The sequence below is a fragment of the Cognatundibacterium jejuense genome (assembly GCF_014284255.1).
Classification (GTDB): domain Bacteria; phylum Pseudomonadota; class Gammaproteobacteria; order Burkholderiales; family Burkholderiaceae_D; genus Undibacterium; species Undibacterium jejuense.
On record NZ_JACOFV010000008.1, the window covers coordinates 26,209 to 52,472 of the forward strand.

Below are 26,264 nucleotides of genomic sequence, written 5' to 3' on the forward strand. Positions count from 1 at the left end.
ACCCAACAGCGAAGTCTTACGCCGCAGCGCGTTTGGCTGGTTTATTTAACAACGCTGCTTTTTCAGCCTGATACGCTTGCATGGCTTTTTCTTTCACATGGCCAAAACCGCGTACTTTTTCTGGCAAATTGGCGACCGCGATGGCAGTTTCCAGCGTATCGGCGTTCAGATTCGTCAGCAGTTGCTCTATGGTTGCCCGATATTCAACAATCATCGCACGCTCAGCTTTACGCTCTTCTGTATAGCCAAAAACATCCAGCTTAGAACCACGCAAGCCTTTTAACTTGGCGAGAATGCCAAATGCATGCCAGACCCAGGAACCATATTGCGCTTTGATCAGATGCCCTTGAGCATCTTTCTTCGAGAATAACGGTGGCGCGATATTGAATTTCAGGCTGAAATCCCCTTCAAACTGCTGTTTCAGCTTTTCAGTGAATTGGCCATCCGTGTACAAACGTGCGACTTCGTATTCATCCTTGTAGGCCATGAGTTTGAAGTAATACTTCGCCACTGCCGTGGTCAACTTGTTGCCCACGCCCAATGTGGCTTCCGCAGCACGCACGCGATTGACCAATGCCGTGTATTGCTCTGCATATGTCGCGTTTTGATACGCGGTCAGATAATCCACGCGGCGTTTGATGACGCTGTCGAGGCTCTGTGGCATCTGGACAACCATTGCCTGAGCAGGAATCGCGATTTTTTCTACGCGTGCCAGATCAAAGGCAGCGCGACGACCCCACAAGAAGGCTTTTTTATTCGATTCGATCGCTACGCCATTGAGTTCAATCGCTCGTAACAACGCGGCTTCTGAGACTGGAATCGCACCTTTTTGATACGCAAAACCGAGCATGAACAAATTGGTTGCGATTGAATCACCCATCAAGGCGGTCGCAATTTTGGTTGCATTGATAAAGTCGACGTTGCCGCCGACCGATTCAGAAATTAAATGTTCGGTCGATTCCAATGGGAACTGCCAATCTGGATTTTTAGCGAACGGGCCAGTTGGTTGTTCATTCGTGTTGATCACCGCACGAGTGCGGCCAGCGCGCATCTTGGAGATCGCATCATGCGCACCGGCAGTCAATATATCGCAACCTAAAATCAGATCCGCTTCACCGGTCGCAATGCGCTGCGCACGTAATTTGTTGCCGTTATTGACGATACGGATATGCGAAGTGACCGAGCCATTTTTTTGCGACATCCCCGTCATATCAAGCACGGATGCGCCCTTGCCTTCCAGATGTGCCGCCATACCCAACAGAGCACCAACCGTAATCACGCCGGTACCACCGATACCATTGAGCAAAATATTGTAAGAAGTCGCACAAGCTGGCAAGACGGGCTCTGGCAAGGCGCCGAAATCATCAGTTTTGGCGGTGCCAGTTTTAGATTTACGTAATTTGCCACCTTCTACCGTAACAAAACTTGGGCAGAAACCTTTGACGCAAGAATAGTCTTTGTTGCAGGAGGACTGATCAATGCTACGTTTGCGGCCGAATTCGGTTTCTACAGGCATGATGGACGTACAGTTGGACTGCACGCCACAATCGCCACACCCTTCGCACACGGCTTCATTGATGAACATGCGCTGATTTGGGTCGGGGAATTCACCTTTTTTACGACGGCGACGTTTTTCGGCGGCGCAAGTCTGGTCGTAAATCAAGACGCTGCAGCCTGGCAATTCACGCAATTCGCGCTGTACCGCATCCATGTCTTTACGATCATGCAAAGTCAAAAATTCTGGCAAATTAGAACGATCGGAATAGCGAGATAAATCTTCGGTCACCAGCGCAATGCGCTTCACACCTTCGGCGGCCATTTGTTGCGCCATCATTGGCACGCTGATAATGCCGTCCACTGGTTGACCACCGGTCATGGCGACCGCATCGTTGTACAAAATCTTGTAGGTGATATTGACCTTAGCAGCAACTGCCGCGCGGATCGCCAGATAACCAGAATGGAAATACGTGCCATCACCCAGATTTTGGAAGACATGCGGTAAGGTCGAGAACGCCGCCTGACCAATCCACGGTGCACCTTCGCCGCCCATATGGGTAGTGAGCTTATTAAATTCAGGATAGATCGCTGTCGCCATGACGTGGCAACCAATACCCGCCAACGCCAGACTACCTTCTGGTACTTTGGTTGAGGTATTGTGTGGGCAACCTGAGCAGTAGTAAGCGGGACGTGCCGGTGTATTGACTTGTTTGGTCAGCACCACATCTTTGGCTTCCAAAAATGCCAGACGTGCTTTGATCAGATCGCTGGTATGGAAGCGGGCAATACGTGAAGAAATCACGCGAGCAATTTGTGCGACCGAGAAATCGGCTTTAGATGTCAGCAACCATTCACCGCGTGGATGTACCCATTCGCCTTTTTCGTCAAACTTGCCAATTACGCGTGGACGTACGTCATCGCGCCAGTTGTAGAGTTGTTCTTTGAGCTGGTATTCAACCATCTGGCGCTTCTCTTCCACCACCAGAATTTCGTCTAGCCCCTGCGCAAATTCACGTACGCCATCCGGCTCTAAAGGCCATGGCATCGACACTTTGTATAGACGAATGCCGATGTCGGCGGCAAATTTTTCATCAATCCCGAGTTCTTCTAATGCTTCCAACACATCTAAGTAAGACTTACCCGAAGCCACAATACCGAGCTTAGCGTTCGGGCTATCAATTGTGACGTGATTGAGTTTGTTCGCGCGCGCATAAGCTAATGCTGCATAGATTTTATAATCCTGCATCAGTGCTTCTTGCTTACGTGCCTGAATGCCGAGCGTGTCGAGTGACAAACGCGTATTCAAACCGCCTTCAGGCATGACAAAATCTTCTGGAATCGTAATCTTCAGACGGAAAGGATCTGCGTCGACAGAAGAAGTGGACTCAACCGTATCAGCCAGAGCTTTAAAGCCCACGGCGCAACCAGAGAAGCGGGACATCGCCCACGCGTGCAAACCGAGATCCAGGTATTCCTGCACATTGGCTGGGTACAACATCGGGATCATGCACGCAGAAAAAATATGGTCGGACTGATGCGGTAATGTCGAAGAGTATGCACCGTGATCATCACCGGCGACTAACAAAATACCGCCGTGTTTGGCGGTACCCGCGTGATTCATGTGCTTGAACACGTCGGCACTACGATCAACACCAGGGCCTTTGCCGTACCACATCGCAAACACACCGTCGTATTTGGCTGGGCCAATCAGATCAACGGTTTGGGTACCCCAGACCGAGGTGGCGGCTAAATCTTCATTGACGCCAGGAACAAATTGCACATGGCTTTGTTCGAGTAATTTTTTGGTTTTCCACAATGTTTCATCCAGACCACCCAAGGGCGAACCGCGATAGCCGGATATAAACCCAGCTGTATTGAGACCCGCAGCAAGATCACGTTGTCTTTGTATCATCGGCAAGCGCACTAATGCCTGAATGCCGGATAAAAAAATCGTACCGCTATTGGAGGTATATTTATCGTCGAGTTTGACGTCGTGTAGCTGAGGGGTAGTGTTTTCGGTTGCGCTGACTGGTGATGCAATGTTTTGCGCAGAGGAAGACGTGGACGTGAGTCCAGCAGACTCCAGATTGGTGTCGGATGACATGTGTGGCTCCAAAATTTGTAATTTAGATCGCAAAGAACATGCGTTGCATCCGGTAAGACACAAGTTTGCTCGTAACCTATAGCGAGGTATCGGGTATAGGTTCTCGTTGCGTTGGCTGAGATAGCAGCCATTTTATTCGAATTCGACACAAAATTCGATAGCAAGACGCTACCTTATTGCATCCCCACTGCATTGGCATCACATTTACCCAAATAAACTCGTCCAGGTTGCCTAGGAGATTGCGATAAGTTCATCACCATCGATGTTGGCCGAATCAAAGAGACATCAAAAGAAGCTTTCGAAATTTCGCTGCAGCGCTTCTTCGACTTCCTTTGAAATCTGCTGTGAATACAGTGTAGAGCGGGAAAGGGTTTTAGGAAAATACGGAATAAAAATAGGGGTATCAGGAAAAATGATGGGGCATGTCATTCTATGTTGTCCGTTGTGCTCAGGTGCAACTAGTCCTATGAAGAGCTAACGATGAAATCAGCCGTGCTTAGGCAATTGTATGCAAGCCAACAACCCACCACCAACTACATTGCTCAACAACAACTTGCCACCATGCGCCTGCACAATGTCACGCGCAATACTTAAGCCCAGGCCAAGGCCCGTTTGATTTTGCTGGCGGCCATGATCGAGCCTCACGTAAGGATCAAACAATCGATCTAAAGCTTCCTCAGGAACACCAGGGCCGTGATCACGGATCTGAATTTCTATTGCAAACTCTGTTTCTATCGCCGAAATTTCGACTTGCTTCCCATAATGAATCGCATTATTTAACAAGTTACCTATCGCCCGTTTTAAGGCCAATGGTTTCGCGGACACGGAAAGACCGGATTCTTGAAACGATATTTGATGCCCGGCCAAACCAACGCCACGCACCATGCGACCAATTAATGGGTCTAAGCGTATCTCAGTCGGATTCTCGTAAATGTCGCTATCCTTCACGCATTGCAAAGCGCCTTTGACCATCATATCGAGTTCATCCAGATCGTCATGAAACTCACTACGAATGTCATCATCATCCAATAATTCAGCACGTAATTTCAAGCGCATAATCGGGGTGCGCAAATCATGCGAAATCGAGACAAATAAGCGTTCACGGTCTTCAATGTAGCGGGCGATGCGTTCGCGCATGGCACTGAAGGCGCGTGCGGTGTTCACAAATTCACGGCTACCGGTTTCCGGCAATTCTGGTGCGGACTCACCATTGCCGAATGCTGATGCAGCTTCTGATAAAGCGGCCAAAGGACGGGTAATCCAGCTCACGACCAAAATCGATAATAGCAACACCGCAGCTAAGGATAAGGCTTGTAAAACGACGCGATCACCAGATAAAGGATCATTGCTATCCAAAAAATATGGGTTCGGCATCAAGGTCGCCAGATATAACCAATGTCCAGGTTCCATTTCGACTTGCAACACCAATATCGGTGCCGGATTTGGCTTGGTGACCAGAATATGCTGCACCCAACGGTCAGGTACATCACCAATCCCTGCACCGTCTTCTGACAAGACCAGATCATCAGGCCAGGTAAAATTCAGCTGGGTTTTTGAAATATTCGGCAGGACTTTTTTGAGCGCCGCTGAAAATTTTTCTTTGGCGAGTGCTGTCAACGCTTGCTCAGGAATATCCTTGATGGTAATCGGTGCGCTATTTAAATTGACGTAAAAACGGGTGCCACCCATTTCACGAAATTGTTGAATGATCAGCGACCGGAAATTTGGCGGCGGGCTCATAAAAAAGCGAATCGTGCTCGCAGCACTTTGCGCTAAATGCTGCGATGACTCCGTCACTTCTATCTGCGACTCTTTGCGCATTTGCGCCGCCCAGAACGCATTGCCAACAAATTGCGTCAGCATCACCCCGGCGACCATGACGACGGACAAACGCCCAAGCAGAGAAGAGGGCAAAATGCGCTGCGTCCATGAACGCTGGCGGATTTGATCAGACATTGGACACACTGACATCAGCAGAAAAAACGTAGCCAGCACCGCGCACCGTTTTGATAATGAATGGCTGCTTACCATCATCATTTAAACGTAGACGTAAGCGACTAATCTGCACGTCTAATGACCGATCCAGCGGACCTGAATCACGTCCACGGGTTTCTTCGCACAAAATCCCGCGATCGAGGATATCGCCCGGGTGCTCTACAAAATATTTCAGCAACTGAAAGTCCAGTCCGGTCAATGGAACAATTTCAGATTCAGCATTGACCACCGTGCGTTCGACAGCATCCAGGGTAAATCCATTAAAGCGATAGAAGCGCGGTGGCGCATTGCTTTCGGTACCCATGCGTCGGTGGATCGCCTTGATACGCGCTAACAATTCACGCGGACTATATGGCTTGCCAATGTAATCATCAGCCCCCAATTCCAAACCAACCACGCGATCTGTTTCGTCGGAGCTGGCGGTCAGCATAATGATGGGAATATTTGAACGTTGGCGCACGATTTTACATAAAGCAAAACCATCAGTATCAGGCAACATCACGTCAAGTATCACCATCGACAGTTCATCAACATAACGCTGAAATTCCGCCAGAAACGATTCCCCGTTATGTGCAAGTCTGACCTCGTATTGATTCTTTTCGAGATAGGCTTTCAGTAGAGTACGGGTTTTTTGGTCGTCATCGACGATAAGTATCTTGCGTGTCATATCCAGATTTTCATTTTGGTAGAGTACGGGAAATCGCTGCCAGCCGTTTTTGTGTATCACTGACAGACAAGCTGTCGTTCGAGAAGAAACGCATGATTTCCGCGATGATGGCATCTTTTGATATTTCGTCGGTCGCCATGCGGTGTGCCAGACTAGGTACTTGTACTGCGCTACCGCGCGAAAATATCTTCCATGAAGTTTGCGAGCAGCTATCCATTTTGTTCAGTTCGGGATTGCGTAATACCGGGATCGAACCCTTGATCTGATTGTATTCAGTTTGCACCACTGGTGAAACTGCAATCTGGGCGATTTTTTCCTGAGCACTGCGAGCTGCCGCGCCCTTATCTAACATGACCAGCGTATCAATATCGTATAAGTGGTAATTCGCAGTATTGGGTACGGCGGCACATGAAAACCCAATGTCGGTGGCGATACCCCAGGAGTTCAGTTCACCTTTCGCCCAATCCCCCATCACCAGCATCGCCGCATCGCCATCGGCCAACATACGAGTGGTAGCAATCCATGTGCGTTCAGTTAAGGGAGCAGGCATATATTTTTTCAGACTTCGCAAACGACTCAAGGCACGACCAAAGCGCGGATCAACAAAGGCTTGCGAGCTTTTCTTCACAAAGGCGTCGCGATAAAAGTTAGCGTCGGATTCTGACAAAACCAGGGTTTCAAATAAAGTAGCAAGCTGCCACGGCTCAGAACTTTGCGCCAGCGGCGTAATACCCGCTTGTTGCAGCTTCTTGGCAAGCGCATCAAATTCATCCCAGTTCGACGGCGGACTGAGATCGAATTTGGCGAAAATTTTACGGTTGTAAAACAAGGTATTAATGCGATGAATTCCTAGCGGCACAGCAACCGGGTGGCCTTTTGGCTGTATCAGACGCCACACTGTTGGAAACAGTGACTTTTCCCATTTTCCACTACTGGCGACAGGATCTAATTCCTGCAATAAACCAAGATCCGCCCATTCAGAAATGATTACGCCATTGAGTTGTGCCACTTCCGGCGCGTCACCGGCCAGCATGCGGCTTTTCAAAACGATGCCAGCACCTATCCCTGATCCACTGGGAATCACAGCATTTTTCCAAACGATATTTTCTTGTGCCATACGCCCGGACAAACTTGCAATCGCTTTTTCTTCACTGGTGGATGTCCACCAATGCAGCACCTGCACGGTCTGAGCTTGCGCATTTGCCATCAATAGAAGAGTAGCGAGCAAAAATAGTCCCGTATAAACGAGATAGACGAGATATTTTTGTGTGTCTGGCTGTGCTTCATCGGCAAATTCCGCATAGGGCAAGAATATTTTTTTTTCTTTTTGCACCTGAGGGGTCCTTCCTTGTCTCGGCGAACACTATAGCCCAACTGAAGACCAAAGTGGCATTACCACCGTAATGAACGCTAGCTATTTGTAAAGAAACGTAAGTTTTTATGAGTTTTTATGATTCTACTCACAATAGCCTGATTTCACTTGCACCTCTGTGAAAGTCCATTTGATTTAAAAATTTTCGCAGGACTTATGTAAGGAAACGTAAGGCCGTCAAAAAATAAAAAAATACAAAATCCTTATAAATCAATACCTTAACATTCAAGCCTCATCGTCAGCCCGTGATGTTGAAATCACATTCATAGCGGTGTTACTGTCCGATCGCTGTCAAACGACATGCAATAAAAAAACAAGCTCAAAGCAAGAAATAAAAAAGCACAGACTTTGTTGAGCATTGTTCACTCAACTATCACGGAGACAAAATGACTCGTACTACACTCAAAGCATTGCCTTTGGCGCTGGCACTCGCGCTCACTTCCGGACTGACTTACGCTGATGCTGGCCATGATGAAGATGGTTTTCATGGCTATTTGCGTGATGGCGCAGGCACTCGTTCTTCCGGTGGTCCACAAAGCTGTTTTGGTCTTGGCGGCAATACTATGAAATACCGTCTCGGTAACGAATGTGATGCGTATTTCGAAGGCGGCTACACTTCCACGCTGGCAAAAGCAGTTGATGGCGTCACATTCACAGGTACCTTATGGGCCAATGCCTGGAGCCCAAGTTCTGACTTTGGTAATGCTTCGCTGAAAATCGCTAAAGCTTACGTTGAAGCTAAAAACGTTGATTTCTTAAATGGCGGCGTAGCCTGGATAGGTAAGCGTTACTACTACCGCCCAGATATTCATATGCTGGATTTGCAATTCGTGAATCTGAATGGTACTGGCGGTGGTTTAGACGGCATCCAGGCTGGCCCGGGTAAATTCAGCTACGCCATCTTCAAAGACAACGATACCAACAATATTGACCCAACTACAGGTTTGGTCACCAACACCTCTGCCGCTATTCGTCAAAACTTTATCTACGAAGGTCTGCCAGTTAATGAAGGCGGCAAAGTCGATGCAGTGTTGACCGCGATTAAATCCCAGGGAACCAATACCCATAGCGGCTGGCAGTTAAGTGTGATGCATAAACAAGATGTCTGGGGTGGTGGTAATACGTTGGGCATCCAATACGGCGTAGGCCCTGGCACAGGCATTGGTGTCGGCAATGACCGTATGGGTTCCTCAGGTAGTACCTTGCTGGGTTCTGATGTTACCCGTACCCGTATTTTTGACGATTTGGTGGTTCAACCTACTAAACAATTCAGTGCTGAGTTTGTGGCTTTGATGCAAAGAGATAAATCTAATGCCGGCTCCACAACATGGACCAGTCTGGGTGTACGCCCTGTCTACGCCATCATGCCGCATCTGAAATTGCAATTGGAACTGGGTACTGACCGTGTGACGTCCGCAACAGGCGGCCCTGATGCCCGCCTGACCAAACTGACTTTTGCTCCAGCAATCTCTATGGGCGAAAGCTACTGGTCACGCCCTGAACTGCGTTTCTTTGTCAGTTACGGCAAATGGAATAACGCGGCAACTGCCGCCGTCAACGCCAGCAATAACTCCGGCCCAGTCTACAACAACGGTACCAGCGGCACCTCTGCTGGCGTTCAAGTCGAGGCATGGTGGTAATACACCTGAAAAATTCTGCGAGCACACTAGCTAAGTTGCCAGGTGCTCGATTCAGGTAGTTATTCAATGATGTAGTCAATAATCAGTCCATATTCAGTCAATAAAACAAGACGGAGACTCAAATGAAACTCAAAAAACTGACACTCGCAGTTCTGGCAGGCACCACGTTACTCGCAGGCGCTAGCGTTGCCCAGGCAGCAGAAGTTGAAGTATTGCATTACTGGACCTCAGGTGGCGAAGCCAAATCGGTCGCTGAATTGAAAAAAATGATGGAAGCCAAGGGCGTGGCATGGAAAGATTTCGCGGTGGCCGGTGGTGCTGGTGAAAACGCCATGACCGCACTCAAAGCCCGCGTTATCGCTGGTAGCGCGCCAACCGCAGCATTAATCAAAGGCCCATCGATTCAGGAATGGGGCAATGAAGGCGTATTGGCAAATATTGATGCGGCAGCAGCTGAAGGTAAATGGGATGCATCCCTGCCACCTATGCTGGCCAATATCATGAAATACAAAGGCCACTATGTCGCAGCACCGGTCAATGTGCATCGTGTTAACTGGTTGTGGGTCAATCCAGAAGTATTGAAAAAATCGGGCGCTAAAGTACCAACGAATTTTGCTGAATTCTTTGACGCCGCAGACAAAATCAAAAAAGCTGGTTACGTCGCAATTGCCCACGGTGGCCAACCCTGGCAAGACGCGACGGTATTTGAATCTGTCGCCTTGGGTGTAGGCGGTGCCGATTTCTACAAAAAAGCGATTGTACAATTGGATCAGGCAAGTCTGACTGGTCCGACGATGATCAAAACCTTTGATACCCTGGCAAAAATCAAAACGTACATCGACAAAGACTCTGCAGGTCGTGATTGGAACTTGGCAACAGCGATGGTCATTAATGGCAAAGCCGGTATGCAATTCATGGGTGACTGGGCAAAAGGAGAATTTACCGCTGCTGGCAAACAACCAGGTAAAGATTTCTTGTGTGTTGCAGCACCTGGCACAGAAAAATCTTTCACGTTTAACGTCGACTCTCTGACGATGTTTGCCGTCAAAGGTGCCGACGCACAAAAAGCCCAACTGACTTTGGCTGGCGCGGTGATGAGCCCGGAATTTCAGGAAGTATTTAACTTGAACAAAGGTTCCATCCCAGCTCGTGCAGGTGTTTCTCGTGCGAAGTTCGATAGCTGCGCTTTGAAATCCATGGACGATATGGATGCAAGCAGCAAAGCAGGCAGTTTTGTACCTAGTTTTGCGCACGGTATGGCAATTGACTCCGCTAAAGCTGGTGCAATTCAAGACGTGATTGCGAAATTCATGAATTCCAACATGACATCGCAAGCAGCAGTGCAAGCATTGGCGAAAGCTGCAAAAACGAAGTAAAGATTCCTTAGGTTTCACCCGAGTACCAGCTTAGTCAATGACCTCGCTGGTGAGCTGATGCAGAACCTCCCCCCTGCATCAGCTCAGCTCACCCCCCGGAGACAAGCATGTCGGTTACATCCCCGTCAGAAATAAAAATTCCCTATTCACCCAAAAAAGCTTCTATGCCAAATCGTCTGCAAGCTTTCGCAGATGTCTGGTTGCCGCGTCTGGTGTTATCGCCAACGGTATTTGCATCGTTGCTGTTTGTGTATGGTTTTATCGCATTCACCGCCTATCTTTCTTTGACTGATTCGCGTCTGATGCCAAATTACGAGCTGACCGGATTTGGTCAGTATCAAGCCCTGTTTGAATTGGATCGCTGGTGGGTATCAGCGGCCAATCTGGGTATTTTTGGTGGTTTGTTTATTCTGTTTTGCCTGGTCGTTGGGCTGCTGATGGCGGTCTTTCTGGATCAAAAAATTCGTATGGAAGGCGCCCTACGCGCCATCTATCTGTACCCGATGGCACTATCCTTCATCGTTACCGGTGTAGCGTGGAAGTGGATCTTAAATCCTGGTCTGGGTTTAGAAAAAATGGTGCGTGAGTGGGGCTTTCCTGACTTCTCTATGGACTGGTTGGTCAATTCTGATATGGCGATTTATACCGTTGTCATTGCGGGCGTCTGGCAGTCTTCTGGTTTTGTGATGGCGCTGTTCCTCGCAGGCTTACGCGGTGTCGACGATAGCATCATCAAAGCCGCGATGGTCGATGGGGCGAGTTTGCCGACCATTTATCGCCGCATTGTGATTCCTGCCTTGCGCCCTGTGTTTTTTAGCGTGTTGTTAGTGTTATCGCATATCGCTATTAAGAGTTTCGATTTGGTGATGGCATTGACAGCGGGTGGACCAGGTACTTCATCCGACGTACCAGCGATTTTTATGTATCAATTTTCTTTCACCCGCGGTCAGCTTGGTTTGGGCGCTGCTTCCGCCATGATGATGTTGATGACCGTGTTGGCAGTCTTGGTGCCATTGATTTATCTGGAAAGTAAGGAGGCCAAACATGGGCACTGATTCCAAATTCACTTTCAGTCCGGGACGTATTTTCATTTATGCCTTGCTGATATTTTGCGCGCTGTATTACCTCGCTCCTTTGTATGTGATGCTGACGACATCGGTTAAATCGCTGGATGAAATCCGCAGCGGTAATTTGCTCGATTTTCCACGTCACCCGACCTTTGATGCATGGCAAAAAGCCTGGGGCGGTGCATGTACTGGTGTGCGTTGCGATGGTTTGTCACCTTATTTCTGGAACTCGGTCAAGATGGCGGTGCCTGCGGTATTGATTTCTACCCTGATCGGTTCGCTCAACGGTTATGTACTCGCGCACTGGAAATTCAAACGTTCAGAAATTATTTTCACGGCATTAATGGTAGGTTGCTTTATCCCTTTCCAGGTTGTGATTTTGCCGATGGCGCGATTGTTGGGTTTAGCCGAACTCGCCAATACCACGATGGGTCTGGTGTTCGTTCACGTGGTGTATGGCGTTGCTTTTACCACTTTGTTTTTCCGCAATTACTACATCAGCGTTCCGGATGAATTAGTCAAAGCAGCGCGGATCGATGGTGCAGGCTTTTTCCGGATTTATCGCAGCGTCATACTGCCATTGTCCTTGCCGATTTTTATGGTGTGCTTTATCTGGCAATTCACACAAATCTGGAATGACTTTTTATTTGGTGTCGTGTTTGGTGGTACCGATGCACAACCAGTGACAGTTGCCTTGAATAATCTGGTCAATACTTCCACTGGCGTCACTGAATACAACGTCAATATGGCGGCCGCAATTATCGCTGCGCTACCAACGTTAGGATTGTATTTATTGGCTGGAAAATATTTTGTACGCGGCTTAACTGCCGGTGCAGTCAAAGGCTAAATTTTGTAGTGCTGAGTGTATACAACTTAACACCTACCAAAACAAAGATAGATCGCCGCACGGTCCAACTATGACGACGTGCTGCAATAAGAAATCAGGAGATATAAAACATGGCTAGCTTATCCATCCGCGGTGTACGTAAGGTCTATCCGAACGGTGCAGAAATTTTAAAAGGCATCAACTTAGAAATTAAGGACGGCGAATTTCTGATATTGGTTGGCGGCTCTGGCTGCGGCAAATCTACGTTATTAAACATGATTGCTGGGTTGGAACCAATCTCTGAAGGTGACATTTACATTGGCGACAAATGCGTCAACGACGTACCACCCAAGTCGCGCGATATTGCAATGGTGTTCCAGTCCTACGCGCTGTATCCAACCATGACAGTACGTGAAAACATTTCTTTCGGCTTAGGCATACGCAAAGTGCCGGCAGCAGAGCAAAAGAAAATTGTTGATCGCGTTGCCGAGACGTTGCAAATGACGCATTTACTCGATCGCAAACCAGCGCATTTGTCTGGCGGTCAGCGCCAGCGCGTAGCGATGGGGCGAGCGATTGCACGCAACCCTTCACTGTTTTTGTTCGACGAACCTTTATCAAATCTGGATGCAAAACTGCGCGTAGAAATGCGTGCCGAAATCAAACTGATGCACCAACGTCTGAAAACCACCACGGTCTATGTGACGCATGATCAGGTAGAAGCGATGACCTTGGGCGACAAGATCGCGGTGATGAAAGATGGTGTAGTTCAGCAATTTGGCAGCCCACAAGAAATCTACGACAGACCAGCAAATATGTTCGTTGCAGGTTTTATCGGTTCACCATCGATGAATTTTTTACGTGGCAAATTACAAACTCATCAAGATGGTCTGGGTTTTGCAGTGGAACACGCGGGTAAGCAAACGGTATTACCTATTCCTACGTCTCATCTGCAGGCGGTTAAAGGCTTACGCAACAAAGACGGCGACATCATTTTAGGTATCCGCCCTGAACACGTCACTGATGCTGAAAGCGCGCGCCGCTCTGAATCAGCCAATGGCTATCACCCCACTGAAGTCGATTGCGTCATTGATCTGACGGAACCAACCGGCCCCGACACCTTGGTGTTCTCCAGCTTTAATGGCGAACGCATTACTTGCCGCACCCATCCACGTGCGGCGGCGAAACCCGGTCAGGCGATGCGACTGGCTTTTGATTTATCGAAGGCAGTTTTTTTTGATCCGGAAACTGAGCAAAGTCTGCTTTAAGCAGTAATAAACAGTGCTAAGGAGCTAAACATGCGCTTTCCTAAATTATTTGCAGACATTGGTGGCACCAATGCCCGCTTTGCCTTGGAGACTTCACCTGGTGTTTTGGCGGCGGTGAAGGTACTTGCTTGCGCTGACTATCCGCAACTTGCCGATGCGATGCACCACTATTTACAGACGAGCGAAGCGAGAGCAGCAGGTGCTGATCAGGTAAAAAATGCCGGGATTGCGATTGCCAATCCTATCCACGGGGATTGGGTACAAATGACCAATCATCATTGGAGTTTCTCTATCGAAGCAACACGCCAGCTATTTCAATTGGAGAGTCTGGATGTAGTCAATGATTTCACCGCCTTAGCCATGTCTCTGCCTCTTCTTGGTATGCAACAATTGACGCAGGTGGGTGGTCGTACAGCGATTCCAGATAGCGCGATTGGTTTATTGGGTGCAGGTACCGGACTAGGTGTGTCTGGCTTAATTCCTTCCGCCGATGGCTGGAAACCTTTGCACAGCGAAGGCGGTCACGTCAGTTTCACACCAGCAAACCGACGGGAAATTGATATTCTGGAATTTGCATGGCAAGAATTTGATCATGTGTCTGCCGAACGGTTGTTGTCTGGTCCTGGCTTGAAATTGATTTATCGCGCGCTCGCTGCCAGTCAACAACAAATTGCCGAAGACATCGAAGCACCAGACATTGTGCAACGTGGACTGAACCAACAATGCCCGATTTGCAGTGACGTACTGGCTAGCTTTTGTGACATGTTAGGAACCATGGCGGGCAATCTGGCGGTCACACTCGGTGCACGCGGTGGCATCTATATCGGCGGTGGTATCGTGCCCAGACTGGGTGACTATATATTGCGTTCAGGCTTCCGTCAGCGATTTGAACAAAAAGGACGTTTCACGCAATATTTGTCCGAGATACCGGTGTTTGTGATTACCGAGCCCTATCCGGCGTTTATTGGTTTGTCAGCCCTACTCCAACAAGCCCCCTCTGCGCTGGCAGCTTGAGAAAAACGCGGCATCGTTCAGCTCAGCGCGGGCAAATTTATTTTGCTCGCACTGATACGTCTGCCATCAAACTTTTAGTTCCCAGCCATTTTTTGCTCTGACATAAATCTCGCGTCAGTTCGAGAACCAATTTTTCCACTGCCATCGCGGCGTTGGTCAGCGGAATATTTTTTGAAGCGCATAAACTGACGGTGCGTGATAACTGCACGTCGCTGATTGCCGTCGCTATCATTTCACCACGCTCGATTTCTGCCACCAATGGCGATACCGGTAAAATCGTCGCCCCCATATCTGCCATGAGTGCCGATTTCAAAATCGCTATTGAGGTAATATCGATCACGTTTTCGATACGCAAGCCTTGCTGCCTGACGACCTGTTCTATGCGCGGCCTTACGCCATGCTGAATGCTAGGTAAAATCAAAGGCACTTGCAGCGCTTTTTCCAGACTGATCGATTTGCGCTTACAAGCGAATTGTGATCCGGCACGCGTGATGAACATCATCTCTTCTTCGACCAACGCGGTGGTGGCAAAATTACTGAGCTGCCCATCATCAAATAAAATCGCCAGATTTAAGCGCCCCGAGCGCAACTGTTCTGTCAGATTGCCAGTCAGTTCTTCCGTCAATTGAAAGACGATATCTGGATATGCCGCTCGTACCGCTGTCAGTAAAGGAAATGCCAACGCACCGGAGGCACTTTGCGGGATGCCCAGGGCAACAGTTCCGCTGGGCTTATCCGTCGATTGCGCGACTGCAGATTTGGCGTCACTGACTTGTTTTAAGATCGCCAGCGCATGTTCATAAAACACTTTGCCAGCATCGGTTGCCTGCATACCTTGTGCTGAACGATGCAATAAAGTCGCGCCGAGTTCTTCTTCCAATTGCTGCAATTGTTGCGTCAAGGCAGGCTGCACGATATGCAAGACCTTGGCAGCACGCGACAATGATCCGTGATCAACGATAGCAACAAAATAGCGTAGCTGGCGTAATTCCATACCCTACTCCACAGGTTTGATCGCCCGTCGCTCGATCGACGACGATAAGATCAATGAAGTCGAGGTGACGCCACAACGCGCGAGGCTGGTGATGACGCGCTCCAATTCTTTGACCGATGGTGCAACAACTTTAACGATCACGCAGTCTTCGCCCGTAATTGCGTGGCACTCGATCACTTCTGGTACTTGTTCCGCGATTTTGACAACTGGCATATCGCTGGAACGGCTGGCTATCCGCACAAAAGCGGTAATGCCATAGCCAAGCGCTTCCGGATTGACATGCGCGTGATAGCCAGTAATCACATTCGCTGCCTCCATCCGTTTGATACGTTCCGCAACCGCTGGCTGACTTAAATGAATACGGCGACCGATTTCGGCCAGCGTGACTCTGGCATCTGCCTGCAAAATATCGAGGATTTTTGCGTCCATCAGGTCAAATTCTATCTTCATGGTAAAACCTTGATTTTTCAGTCGATTTAAAAGAAATGTACCTGATTTACCTTGCTTTATCCATTTAAAATCGCTCCTGACTCACATACACTGTTGTATCCCTAGTTTCATTCCAGCACCAATACTATGCGCCATTTGCCTCGTTCTGTTTTAATTGCCTTACTCACCGTCTATATCGTCTGGGGGTCGACTTATTTTGCGATTCAAGTCGCACTCGAGTCATTCCCGCCATTAATGATGATAGGCACGCGCTTCGTTGCTGCTGGATCCATACTCTTTGCGTGGCAACTGTGGCGTGGTGCGCGTATTCCGACTCTGCGGGAATGGCGCGATGGCGGAATCGTTGGCATCTTAATGCTAGGCGGCGGAACGGGCTTAACCGCCTGCGCCGAACAATATGTGTCGTCCGGATTAACGGCGGTATTTATTGCATGCTCACCGATGATATTGTCTGGTCTTTCTGGTCTTTTTGGTGACTGGCCCAAACGTCGTGAATGGCTGGGTATTGTGTGCGGTTTTGCCGGTGCGGTGTTGCTTGCTTCTGACGGTGAGTTTGCGGCGAAACCTATCGGTATCATTTTGTTGCTAGCAGCTATTTTGAGCTGGGACGTAGGTTCAATTTTGTCGCAGAAAAAATTAAAAATGGCGGCTGGCGGCATGGGTTTTGCCAGTGAAATGTTGGTAGGCGGTATTTTTCTGGTGCTGTGTAGCGCTATCATTGGTGAACATGCGACGGGTGCCGTTACTTTCAAAGCAGTAGCCGCCTGGTTTTATCTGGTGACCGCAGGTTCTTTGCTCGCCTTCACCGCATATATGTATTTGCTGTCAAAAGTACATACTGGACTGGCGGGCAGTTATGCTTATGTGAATCCAGTGATTGCAGTTGCACTGGGAGCAAGCTTCGGTGGCGAACACATATCAGGCAAAGCGATGTTTGCGATGGCAATCATTCTTGGCAGCGTGATTGTGTTAACTACCTCACGCAAGCTCGCCAAATGAACATCAGTTTAGAAAAATTCGGCAATATCGTTAGAATATTCCTGATGTAAATCTCCATTCGCCACCAGCATGTCGTAGTGACAGGTTTGGTTACGACCATGCGTTTTTGCGTAATACAAAGCCTGATCGGCGCGACCAACTGTCGCGACGGCTGGCTCAAACGTATCAATCCGCGCGAACCCTATGCTGACCGTGACCTGTCCGACTTGCGGAAAATGGTATTGCTCCACATTGGTACGGAATTGATCCAGAACTCTGTGTGCGTCACTGAGACTACTTGAATGCACCAAAATCAAAAACTCTTCGCCACCAAAGCGGAATAAATGATCGTTGGGCTGGAATGAATTGCGCATAATATTGGCAATTAAGATTAATACTTCATCGCCATACAAATGACCAAACTGGTCATTGACTCGTTTGAAATAATCAATGTCAACCACGGCCAGCCAATGGTAATGTTCCACTTTATTTTCGGTTTCTGACTGATCAGCGCCAACTTCAGCCTCCGCCAGAGGATGGTGACCGACGTTCATACGCAACATCCGGGTGTAGCTGTCGTCAAAGGTTTTTCGGTTCAGCAAACCTGTCAACGAATCGCGTTCGTTGTAGTCTAGCAATGCCAGGAAATTTTTATAAACAATCAGCATCCCACGCAATACTTCCATGGTGTTGAGATTACGGTTGCCTGGACCAATCAGCTCTATCAATGCTTCCAACTGCTCTGCATTCCAGAGCAACAAGCATATACGCGGCTCATTATCAGTGACACATTCAATCACCGCTTGACGCCCGGCAATGGCCGTTTTCAGTTCCGGAATTTCGCTCAATTTATCCGACAATGGTATAGGCTCGGACTGATCGATCACATCGACGCCAGTCGCCGTAATATCCACTTTGGAAGTAAGAAAAGAGTTTGTACCGTCATAACTGAGTTCAGAAATGCGTGCCGACCGGGCGGCGAAGATTTCGCGTAACGATGACGCTATCGAGATATTGAGCAAATCATGGTCGCGATAGCCGGTAATTTCTACCAAATGCTTGATAATGGATTCCATGTTCGAGATCCCTGCAATGTACTCGAAAGACAGCCAAAAAAGAGGGTGAAAATTCCACCAGGCAACATTTAAAAATCGGATTACTATCTCATCATCCGGATAATAAAGGAATTTATCTGATGTGCTGATTCAGTGTAGCAAATAATGATAGGCTTATAAGGTATTCACAAGTTTTTACAAAAAATTTGATGCAAGTCCAGGATAGAAGAAGCTATTTCGCACATTCTGCCTTTGCCGCCCATGAGAGATACGCCAATGTCAGCTAAATTCTTAGGTTTCTTTGCCCTCACTTTACTACTATGCGCCGGAGCAAACAATAGTGCACGTGCTAATACCATTGTTACGGTGACTGATAATAGCGGGCAAACGGTAGAAGATGCTATTGTTTACGCCGAACCAACGTTTACAATCAACAACAGTAAACCTGCGCCAGCGGTCATCGAACAAAAAAATAAGAAATTCATCCCCTTAGTGACGGTGGTACAAACCGGGACTTTGATTTCTTTTCCGAATAACGATACGGTCAAGCATCAGGCGTATTCATTTTCACCGGCCAAAACTTTTGAATTAAAACTGTATTCAGGCAAGCCGTCAGAACCGCTGTTATTTGATAAAGCCGGCACGGTAACGGTGGGATGCAACATTCATGATCAGATGTTGGCCTATATACACGTCGTCAATACGCCTTTTTTTGCCAAAACAGATGCCCACGGTAACGCTACCCTATCAGGATTGCCACAAGGAAAATATATACTGAAGGTCTGGCACTACCAGCAAGCCACTGGCAGTGAACCACAGGCAGAAGAAATGAAAATCGGTACGGAATCAACTCTCATTGCATTACACCTGAAGTTTAAGCTGCGCTAAATTACGCTTTAGGACGAAGCAACCTCAAGCACTCTCATTGATTGCCTTCGTAAAAGTACAAGCCCAAGGATAACATTGCGTGAATTATCAAGTACCAAATCAATCTAGCCTGAAGAAAGAGAAAAAATGCGCTTGCGTAGTCTGGAAAGCCGGGTAGTAACCTTATTCATCAGCTTATTACTGAGTTTGCAATTGGCCGGATATTTCTTTATCGACCGGTCAATTGATGACAACGCTCGTGCGCAGATTGAAAGCAGTCTCGCTTTTAACGAGAAAATTTTTCTGCATTTATTGGAACAAAATGCACAACATCTCATAGAAGGTGCCACGTTATTATCGAAAGATTATGCATTTCGCCAGGCGATCGGTACCAATGATACACAGACTATGGTGTCCGCATTACTCAATCATGGTGAGCGCATCAAAGCCGACCTGACGATGGTAGTTGGGTTAGATGGAAAAATCATCGTTGCTAGCAGTGATACTCTGGCACATGGTTTTCAAAAAAGCGTCTACGACCTGATCAAAAGCGCGACAGAAAAAGGCAGTGCATCCAGTACCGATATCGTCGATGGCAAACCATATCAAATGGTCATGGTACCGGTCAACGCGCCGGTCACCATTAGTTGGGTCGCCATGGCGATTCCGATAGACCGCAGATTAGTCAACGACATGCGGGAATTATCGGCGATGCAAATTAGTATATTTACGTCCAAAAATAATGGTCCGTGGATGCCTAATGTCTCAACATTAGACGAACAAGAAGAATACAAGTTAGCGGCCTTGTTACCCTCAGCAATCACCAAATCGACTTTTATTCGCGACTTGAATCTCAACGATGATCACTATAGTGAGCGCATCTTACCGCTGGCTAAAAATGAAAAAAGTGCGACCGTCGCCGTATTGCAATTATCGATCAATCAGGCCGTTGCACCGTATAAAAAATTACAAAGAAACTTGCTTTTCTTAACCATCTTAGGCGGCATCATTGCCAGCATATTCAGCGCAATTACCGCACGTCGCATTACCAATCCAGTCAGACAATTGGCAGAAACGGCGCGCCGTCTTGGAACTGGCGATTACAAAACCACGATAGACATCAAACAAAATGATGAAATCGGTGATCTTGCCAATAGTTTTTCGCATATGCGTGATGCAATTGCACTACGCGAGAAAGAAATCAGCCGACTGGCTTACTGGGATAATCTGACGACCTTACCGAACCGCGCCTTATTTACTGATATGGTCGATGAAGCGATCAGTGTCGCCAAATCACGCGGCAATTCTTGTTTTGTACTGATGATGGATCTGGACCGTTTCAAACACGTCAATGATGTCATGGGACATCGCTTTGGTGATGTGTTACTCCAACAGGTTGCGCTCAGACTCAGTGCTGAACTGGGAGCAGGCAATAGCCGACCGGCACGTCTGGGTGGGGATGAATTTGCGATTCTCTTACCAGCCACCAATGTTGATCAGGCACAGCAACTGGCAAATAGAATTTTGTTGACGCTGGAACAACCAATTTCTATTGAAGACCAGACCGTCGACATCAGCGCCGGTATTGGGATTGCGGGTTATCCTGATCATGCGAATGATACGGCAACTTTATTGAGTCATGCAGAAGTGGCGATGTACGCAGCAAAACTCGCCAAAAACGGCGCCGTGCTGTATTCACAAACCATAGACAAATCCAGCCAGCAAAGTTTGTCCTTGCTCACAGAAATGCGCACGGCATTGGAACAAAACCATTTTCAGCTTTATGTACAACCGAAAGTTTCGGTCATTAGTAATGAAGTTGTGGCAGTCGAGGCACTGGTTCGTTGGTTCCATCCTGAAAAAGGCATGATTTTTCCAGATCAGTTCATCCCGTTTGCAGAACAAACCGGTTTTATCCGCCAACTCACACGTTGGGTAATGAATGCGGCGGCAGCGTGCTGTCAGCAATGGCAGAACGCTGGCATTAATATAAAGATTTCGGTCAATATTTCTACCCGTGATTTACTGGATCAGGAATTGCCAGAGAAATTTGCTGAAATTCTACAAAAAAACCAGGTGCTCCCTGAGTGTTTTTGTCTGGAAATCACTGAGAGCGCGATCATGGATGACCCGGTGCGTGCCCATCTGACCCTCGATAAGCTACATGCCATGGGAATGGAATTGTCGATCGATGATTTTGGCACTGGTTATTCTTCACTCGCTTATCTGAAGCGCCTACCGGTGGATGAATTAAAAATCGATAAGTCCTTTGTCCTGAAAATGGAACAGGACATTGACAATACTAAGATCGTTAAGTCGACGATCGATCTTGGGCACAATATGGGATTGCGGGTTGTTGCCGAGGGAATAGAGAATGCAGAAGTGTTAGCGCTGTTGAAAGAACTTGGCTGCGATCAGGCTCAAGGCTACTTCATTAGTAAACCTATGCCAGCGGGAAATATGCCGGCGTGGCTTGAAAGATGGAAATCAAATCAAACGGCATGAACGATGGATGCCGTTTTCCGGTCACGTTTGCGGTTGTACATGCGGCTGTCAGCTATTTTGATGAGCCGCACGTAATCATCACCATCTTCCGGGAAACTGGCCCAGCCTATTGATGCGCCGATGCCCACCATCGCATTTTCAAGCGCAATGGGTTCTTCGACTAACACCGATATTTTTTCCACCATGTTGTGAATGTCTATTGTGGTTTTCGTATTTTTCAATAACAAAACAAATTCATCGCCGCCATAACGTGCGACCTCATCCGTATCACGAATCGCTGAACGCAACCGTGCTGCAGTAATCACCAACACTTTATCCCCAGCATCATGCCCATGATTATCGTTCACATTTTTAAACCGGTCTAAGTCCACGAACAGCAACGTAAATCCGCTAAAGTTTTCTGGCTGCTCCTTCGCCATGATTTGTAAGTGATTGATCTGGGCAAATAAGGATTCACGGTTGGCCACTTGCGTCAATTTATCAAAGCGCAGTTTATTTTCCATTTCAGTGAAAGTCTGCGCGAGAATACCAATCTCGTCTGTACGACGAATATCTAACTTAGGCATGGCCTCGCCATTGCCAAATTTTTCTGCAGCTGCGGTCAACTTCCGTATGTCACGTATCACGCGCTCAACGATGGTCAATCCTATGGTCAGTGCGAATAAAATACAAGCAATGGCGATCGCCACGCTTTGTAAGAAACCCTCATTAATACTACTCATAAAATCGGAGCGCGGCACAGCCACAATGGTTTGCCAGTGCAAGCCTTGCTTATTTCCCAAAGGAGAGATCGCCATGTCCACCAACCCCATAGGCAAATCAAATTCCCGGGTTTCTGGTGTTTTCACATTTAACTGACTCAGTTTGGCGTAAGTACTGCTAATGAGAACCGTTTTCATATCAACTGCACGCATACGTTCGGGCATACCATTGACGGTACGCTCAGGAATCTCTTTCCCGGATGTCGCCACAATGTAACCATCCTCATCGACAATGTAGGCAACGCTATTTTTGCTGATGTCTAGCTTACTCAAGAAGTTAGACAATTCTTTGAGCGTCACATCGGTGGCAACCACACCTGCAAATTCGTGATTTTTTTCAAAAACTGCTTTGGCCAGGGTAATCGTTGGGTAATGAAAAGAAAAATTATTATAAATACCCGACCACACCGGGGCTTCTGAATTACGGGCGGCCTGGTACCAGGGGCGCTTGCGTGGATCAAATTCGTCAGTACGAATTAAATGAGATCGATCACCAACTCCGCTCACCTGATAGACACTTCTGCGTTGATCAATAGGACTACGCAAAAATAATTGCACGTCGCTCTGCGAGATACGATAAACGCCAAGAAAACTACCGTCCTTTCCACCAAAATAGACGTAGTTATTCATATCCATGAATAATCCACTGGCAGTCCAGAATTTATCTTCCAGTACTTGTAGGTCAGGGTTGAAATGGTGTTCTTTTGGCATATGCGCTGAACTAGGCGCAATGGACTCAAGTGCAGTTAATGCACCATCCAGATGCTTCTCTGTGGCAACATTAATCCGACTAACCATGTCGACCAAGACACGCTGGGTCAATGAAAAAACAGCGTCACTTCCTGCCTTCATCGACACCCAGCCGATCGCAACGGCAACACCAATCACCACAGCAGTAATTGGGACAACCAGCTCGCGACGTAAAGAAGAACGACTCATAAAGTGACTAAAAAACTCACAACGAAAAATAAATAAATAAATAAATAAATAAATATATAAATATATAAATAAATTTTGTTCGATTAGAACCAGTCGTGTAGCAATGTACTGATTGGGAACTGTGCCAGTTTCACAAAGAAAAATTGAAATTTCATGCAATTTAATGCAACTAATAGAGAATTATACGAAGATACGCGAAATCAGTTCTCCTAAGCAAGGCAAATATTCGTCGTTAACTTCAAGATGTATTCAAGCCTCAGAATCGCGATTCGATGTTAATTCATTTGTTATTAAGTGTGATTAGGATGTTGTTGTGAGAATACGGTCATCAATAAAAAACGATAATAACTGCGTCAAAAATACAGGCAAAACCATAGCCGGAAAAAATTTACCTTAGAATAAAGTATCAGACGTTGTTTATGACACAGTCACGCTAGCAAAACGACGATTGCGGATGCCAAAGACTGATACATTTCTATTTTTTAAATACTACCTGCACACGATTACCCGCTTATGACCCGATAAAAAATTGACTGACTTGCGATAGCATAGCGGTCACACCACGACATTACTGCCATCCCATGCGCCTACGTCACCTACCATTTTGCTTCGCTATATGGCTAATCGGATTCAATACAGAAGCGATCCGGGCACAAAGCCTGCCTGTGCCAGACCAAGGTAAATTACTTGCCACTGCTGGCGTAATTCAAGTCGAAGGAGCCGCCGGCGCTGGTCTGGTGCCGTGGGCGGTCATTACTGGCTACGGCACGGAAGATAGCTACGGCTTCAATGCCCATGTGACGCAGCTCAATACCCAGGATTATCAGTTGAGCACTTACGGCGTTGCCCTAGGAATCTGTGACAAACTAGAACTGTCACTATCAAAACAAGAATTTAGTGGCAGTCTGACACCATTAGACAAATTAAAACTGAGTCAGGATGTTGTTGGCGTCAAATTAAAGCTGGCGGGTGACCTGATTGCCGATCAGGATAACTGGCGGCCACAAATTGCGATCGGTGCCATGTATAAACGTGATCAAAACGTTACCGGACTCGATGCACTGGGGGTGACACAGGTTACTCAGCTAGGCGCAAAAAGTAACCAGGGTACGGATTACTATCTGTCCGCGACCAAGCTATTTCTGGCACAAAGTTTGCTGCTCAATGGCACACTCAGGATGACCAAAGCAAATCAAATGGGCTTACTCGGTTTTAGTGGTGATCTGCACAATCGTTATCAAGTCATGCCAGAGGTGTCGGCAGCTTATCTGCTGAATCGCAAGCTGGCGCTCGGCGCAGAATACCGGCAAAAACCTAACAATCTCAGCATCGACCATGAAAAAGCCTATTACGATGGTTTCCTGGCCTGGTTTCCGAATAAAAATGTGTCCGTGACTTTGGCTTACGTTGATATCGGTGACATTACGGCATTTAACACTAAAGATCAGCACGGCTGGTATTTGTCTGTGCAAATCGGTCATTGATAGAGAAGGATAAGTCTAGATGAACATCTTTCCCCAAACACTAGTTCGCATTTTTCTGTGCTTATTTCTGTGCTTATTTATCAGTGCAATCGGGATATCCCCCCAGGCGCAAGCCAGCACGTTGTATGAAGATCTCGGTCAAGATGCGGGCATCAGCCGTATCGTCGATGAAACAGCACAACAAATCCTCAACGACAGTCGCATCAAAGATGGCTTCAAAGAGACCAACATGAAGCGCCTGGCTTCACTGCTCAAGGAGCAATTTTGCGTGCTTGCAGACGGCCCATGCAAGTACAGCGGTGACGACATGAAAATCGTTCATGAAAAATTAGGGATCACCAGCGCTCAATTTAATGCTCTGGCAGAAGACTTACAGATCGCAATGGAAAAATGCGAAATCCCGTTTTCCGTTCAAAATAAATTAATCGCCCGACTGGCACCGATGAAAAGAGATATAGTCACAGTCAAATAATGTTAGCTGCGCGGTCTAATTCTTTCAGGGCTTATGCTAAAAGCATGAAAATGTCGGCGAATGAAACTTCTATTCGCTTTTGTCGTCTGATCTGCTTTCTTTCCGGAGTCTCACGTATGAAACGTCTTTTGCTTTCCTCTGCTCTTGTTCTTGCTTGCTGTGGTTCAGTTTATGCTGATGATGGTTTGAAAGCTGCCGTCAACGGTGCACAACGTACGCCTGACAACGTCGTGCGCGACGTTTATCGTCATCCCTATGAAACTTTGAGCTTTTTTGGCATTCGCCCGGATATGAAAGTGGTGGAAATTGCCCCAGGCGCTGGCTGGTACACGGAAATTCTCGCCCCCTACTTACGGGCTGACGGTTTGATGATTGCCACCGCCAACGACCCGAACAATGCGAATGAAAACGTCAGAAAAGGCTACCAACGCTTCAAACAAAGGTTGGATGCTAAACCAGCGGTCTTTGATAAAGTGATACTCGGCGTATTCGAACCACCGTCAAATATTCATTATGCTGACAAGCATAGCGTCGATATGGTACTGACGTTTCGCAACGTCCACAATTGGATTGCAAATGAAAATGGCAGCGTCAAAGCGGCATTTCAATCTGCGTTTGATTCCCTAAAACCGGGCGGCGTGTTTGGCGTGGTCGAGCACCGCTTACCAGAAAATATGCAACAAGATGATAAAGCCAGCAGTGGTTACGTCCATGAGAGCTACGTGATTCAGATGGCACAGAGCGTCGGTTTCAAACTTGCCGGTAAATCAGAAATCAATGCCAACCCTAAAGATCACGCAGACCATGAAGGCGGCGTCTGGGCATTGCCTCCTACTTTTGCCAATAAAGAAAGCAACAAAGCCAGCTACGAGGCGATAGGTGAAAGTGATAGGATGACTTTGAAGTTCGTCAAACCCTGAAAATTAATCTCAG

20 protein-coding genes are annotated in these 26,264 nt (G+C 47.5%); 12 read left to right on the forward strand and 8 right to left on the reverse strand.

The window, feature by feature from the left end:
• Nucleotides 1-16 precede the first annotated feature (16 nt).
• The 4 genes from H8K32_RS09760 to H8K32_RS09775 all read right to left on the reverse strand — a co-directional run bounded on the left by H8K32_RS09760 (nt 17) and on the right by H8K32_RS09775 (nt 7,596).
• Nucleotides 17-3,601 carry an indolepyruvate ferredoxin oxidoreductase family protein gene (locus tag H8K32_RS09760; RefSeq protein ID WP_186912312.1) on the reverse strand — a complete coding sequence of 1,195 codons (3,585 nt, stop codon included), beginning with the start codon at nt 3,599-3,601 and terminating at the stop codon, nt 17-19.
• 486 nt (nt 3,602-4,087) lie between these two features.
• On the reverse strand, nt 4,088-5,557 hold the full coding sequence (locus H8K32_RS09765) for a sensor histidine kinase (RefSeq protein WP_186912313.1): 1,470 nt from the start codon (nt 5,555-5,557) through the stop codon (nt 4,088-4,090).
• Nucleotides 5,550-6,263: a response regulator gene (locus H8K32_RS09770; protein ID WP_186912314.1), complete on the reverse strand. Its 714-nt coding sequence runs from the start codon at nt 6,261-6,263 to the stop codon at nt 5,550-5,552. Before H8K32_RS09770 ends, H8K32_RS09765 begins: the two co-directional genes overlap by 8 nt.
• 10 nt (nt 6,264-6,273) lie before the next feature.
• Nucleotides 6,274-7,596 (reverse strand): ABC transporter substrate-binding protein, encoded by a 1,323-nt coding sequence (locus tag H8K32_RS09775; RefSeq protein ID WP_343067969.1) that lies wholly within the window; start codon nt 7,594-7,596, stop codon nt 6,274-6,276.
• 425 nt (nt 7,597-8,021) lie between these two features.
• On the opposite strand from H8K32_RS09775, the gene H8K32_RS09780 reads away from it, so the two are divergent.
• From H8K32_RS09780 to H8K32_RS09805, 6 genes are all read left to right on the forward strand, one after another.
• Nucleotides 8,022-9,275, forward strand: coding sequence for a maltoporin (locus H8K32_RS09780; RefSeq protein WP_186912315.1), 1,254 nt, complete (start codon nt 8,022-8,024; stop codon nt 9,273-9,275).
• Nucleotides 9,276-9,397: 122 nt separating this feature from the next.
• A complete protein-coding gene (locus tag H8K32_RS09785) occupies nt 9,398-10,651 on the forward strand; it encodes an ABC transporter substrate-binding protein (protein WP_186912316.1) in 1,254 nt (417 codons plus the stop codon).
• A 164-nt stretch (nt 10,652-10,815) separates the two neighbouring features.
• Nucleotides 10,816-11,706 carry a carbohydrate ABC transporter permease gene (locus H8K32_RS09790; protein WP_222613081.1) on the forward strand — a complete coding sequence of 297 codons (891 nt, stop codon included), beginning with the start codon at nt 10,816-10,818 and terminating at the stop codon, nt 11,704-11,706.
• Nucleotides 11,696-12,565: a carbohydrate ABC transporter permease gene (locus H8K32_RS09795; RefSeq protein ID WP_186912318.1), complete on the forward strand. Its 870-nt coding sequence runs from the start codon at nt 11,696-11,698 to the stop codon at nt 12,563-12,565. Before H8K32_RS09790 ends, H8K32_RS09795 begins: the two co-directional genes overlap by 11 nt.
• Before the next feature lie 110 nt (nt 12,566-12,675).
• Entirely contained in the window at nt 12,676-13,812 is a 1,137-nt protein-coding gene (locus tag H8K32_RS09800) for an ABC transporter ATP-binding protein (RefSeq protein ID WP_186912319.1), read from the forward strand.
• A 30-nt stretch (nt 13,813-13,842) separates the two neighbouring features.
• Nucleotides 13,843-14,826: a glucokinase gene (locus tag H8K32_RS09805; protein WP_186912320.1), complete on the forward strand. Its 984-nt coding sequence runs from the start codon at nt 13,843-13,845 to the stop codon at nt 14,824-14,826.
• A gap of 37 nt (nt 14,827-14,863) precedes the next feature.
• On the opposite strand, the gene H8K32_RS09810 is transcribed toward H8K32_RS09805, so the two are convergent.
• Both H8K32_RS09810 and H8K32_RS09815 read right to left on the reverse strand, forming a co-directional pair.
• Nucleotides 14,864-15,820 carry a LysR substrate-binding domain-containing protein gene (locus tag H8K32_RS09810; protein ID WP_186912321.1) on the reverse strand — a complete coding sequence of 319 codons (957 nt, stop codon included), beginning with the start codon at nt 15,818-15,820 and terminating at the stop codon, nt 14,864-14,866.
• Nucleotides 15,821-15,823: 3 nt separating this feature from the next.
• Nucleotides 15,824-16,270 carry an Lrp/AsnC family transcriptional regulator gene (locus H8K32_RS09815; RefSeq protein ID WP_186912322.1) on the reverse strand — a complete coding sequence of 149 codons (447 nt, stop codon included), beginning with the start codon at nt 16,268-16,270 and terminating at the stop codon, nt 15,824-15,826.
• Between the two features lie 126 nt (nt 16,271-16,396).
• Here H8K32_RS09815 and yedA point away from each other — a divergent pair, with 126 nt between their 5' ends.
• On the forward strand, nt 16,397-17,269 hold the full coding sequence (gene yedA / locus H8K32_RS09820) for a drug/metabolite exporter YedA (protein ID WP_186912323.1): 873 nt from the start codon (nt 16,397-16,399) through the stop codon (nt 17,267-17,269).
• Nucleotides 17,270-17,277: 8 nt separating this feature from the next.
• On the opposite strand, the gene H8K32_RS09825 is transcribed toward yedA, so the two are convergent.
• Nucleotides 17,278-18,324, reverse strand: a complete 1,047-nt coding sequence (locus H8K32_RS09825; protein WP_186912324.1) for a GGDEF domain-containing protein — start codon at nt 18,322-18,324, stop codon at nt 17,278-17,280.
• A 255-nt stretch (nt 18,325-18,579) separates the two neighbouring features.
• Between H8K32_RS09825 and H8K32_RS09830 the strand changes: the two genes are divergently transcribed.
• Both H8K32_RS09830 and H8K32_RS09835 read left to right on the forward strand, forming a co-directional pair.
• Nucleotides 18,580-19,191 carry a methylamine utilization protein gene (locus tag H8K32_RS09830; protein WP_186912325.1) on the forward strand — a complete coding sequence of 204 codons (612 nt, stop codon included), beginning with the start codon at nt 18,580-18,582 and terminating at the stop codon, nt 19,189-19,191.
• Nucleotides 19,192-19,317: 126 nt separating this feature from the next.
• On the forward strand, nt 19,318-21,675 hold the full coding sequence (locus H8K32_RS09835; RefSeq protein ID WP_186912326.1) for a bifunctional diguanylate cyclase/phosphodiesterase: 2,358 nt from the start codon (nt 19,318-19,320) through the stop codon (nt 21,673-21,675).
• Here H8K32_RS09835 and H8K32_RS09840 read toward each other — a convergent pair.
• Nucleotides 21,663-23,375, reverse strand: a complete 1,713-nt coding sequence (locus H8K32_RS09840) for a diguanylate cyclase (RefSeq protein WP_186912327.1) — start codon at nt 23,373-23,375, stop codon at nt 21,663-21,665. The two genes, H8K32_RS09835 and H8K32_RS09840, sit on opposite strands and share 13 nt — an antisense overlap.
• Before the next feature lie 581 nt (nt 23,376-23,956).
• Between H8K32_RS09840 and H8K32_RS09845 the strand changes: the two genes are divergently transcribed.
• The 3 genes from H8K32_RS09845 (at nt 23,957) to H8K32_RS09855 (ending at nt 26,251) form a co-directional block, all read left to right on the forward strand.
• Nucleotides 23,957-24,859, forward strand: coding sequence for a DUF3034 family protein (locus H8K32_RS09845; protein WP_186912328.1), 903 nt, complete (start codon nt 23,957-23,959; stop codon nt 24,857-24,859).
• 19 nt (nt 24,860-24,878) lie between these two features.
• Nucleotides 24,879-25,331: a group I truncated hemoglobin gene (locus H8K32_RS09850; protein WP_186912329.1), complete on the forward strand. Its 453-nt coding sequence runs from the start codon at nt 24,879-24,881 to the stop codon at nt 25,329-25,331.
• A gap of 116 nt (nt 25,332-25,447) precedes the next feature.
• Nucleotides 25,448-26,251, forward strand: a complete 804-nt coding sequence (locus H8K32_RS09855; protein WP_186912330.1) for a class I SAM-dependent methyltransferase — start codon at nt 25,448-25,450, stop codon at nt 26,249-26,251.
• The last annotated feature ends 13 nt before the right edge of the window (nt 26,252-26,264 follow it).

Excerpts from the sequence above, each read along its gene's own strand:
- H8K32_RS09805 (WP_186912320.1), top strand. The coding sequence starts at position 13,843 with ATGCGCTTTCCTAAATTATTTGCAGACATTGGTGGCACCAATGCCCGC.
- H8K32_RS09785 (WP_186912316.1), top strand. The coding sequence starts at position 9,398 with ATGAAACTCAAAAAACTGACACTCGCAGTTCTGGCAGGCACCACGTTA.
- H8K32_RS09770 (WP_186912314.1), bottom strand. The coding sequence starts at position 6,263 with ATGACACGCAAGATACTTATCGTCGATGACGACCAAAAAACCCGTACT.
- H8K32_RS09835 (WP_186912326.1), top strand. The coding sequence starts at position 19,318 with ATGCGCTTGCGTAGTCTGGAAAGCCGGGTAGTAACCTTATTCATCAGC.
- H8K32_RS09795 (WP_186912318.1), top strand. The coding sequence starts at position 11,696 with ATGGGCACTGATTCCAAATTCACTTTCAGTCCGGGACGTATTTTCATT.
- H8K32_RS09855 (WP_186912330.1), top strand. The coding sequence starts at position 25,448 with ATGAAACGTCTTTTGCTTTCCTCTGCTCTTGTTCTTGCTTGCTGTGGT.
- H8K32_RS09790 (WP_222613081.1), top strand. The coding sequence starts at position 10,816 with ATGCCAAATCGTCTGCAAGCTTTCGCAGATGTCTGGTTGCCGCGTCTG.
- H8K32_RS09810 (WP_186912321.1), bottom strand. The coding sequence starts at position 15,820 with ATGGAATTACGCCAGCTACGCTATTTTGTTGCTATCGTTGATCACGGA.
- H8K32_RS09825 (WP_186912324.1), bottom strand. The coding sequence starts at position 18,324 with ATGGAATCCATTATCAAGCATTTGGTAGAAATTACCGGCTATCGCGAC.
- yedA (WP_186912323.1), top strand. The coding sequence starts at position 16,397 with ATGCGCCATTTGCCTCGTTCTGTTTTAATTGCCTTACTCACCGTCTAT.
- H8K32_RS09765 (WP_186912313.1), bottom strand. The coding sequence starts at position 5,557 with ATGTCTGATCAAATCCGCCAGCGTTCATGGACGCAGCGCATTTTGCCC.
- H8K32_RS09845 (WP_186912328.1), top strand. The coding sequence starts at position 23,957 with ATGCGCCTACGTCACCTACCATTTTGCTTCGCTATATGGCTAATCGGA.
- H8K32_RS09815 (WP_186912322.1), bottom strand. The coding sequence starts at position 16,270 with ATGAAGATAGAATTTGACCTGATGGACGCAAAAATCCTCGATATTTTG.
- H8K32_RS09850 (WP_186912329.1), top strand. The coding sequence starts at position 24,879 with ATGAACATCTTTCCCCAAACACTAGTTCGCATTTTTCTGTGCTTATTT.
- H8K32_RS09840 (WP_186912327.1), bottom strand. The coding sequence starts at position 23,375 with ATGAGTCGTTCTTCTTTACGTCGCGAGCTGGTTGTCCCAATTACTGCT.
- H8K32_RS09780 (WP_186912315.1), top strand. The coding sequence starts at position 8,022 with ATGACTCGTACTACACTCAAAGCATTGCCTTTGGCGCTGGCACTCGCG.
- H8K32_RS09760 (WP_186912312.1), bottom strand. The coding sequence starts at position 3,601 with ATGTCATCCGACACCAATCTGGAGTCTGCTGGACTCACGTCCACGTCT.
- H8K32_RS09830 (WP_186912325.1), top strand. The coding sequence starts at position 18,580 with ATGTCAGCTAAATTCTTAGGTTTCTTTGCCCTCACTTTACTACTATGC.
- H8K32_RS09800 (WP_186912319.1), top strand. The coding sequence starts at position 12,676 with ATGGCTAGCTTATCCATCCGCGGTGTACGTAAGGTCTATCCGAACGGT.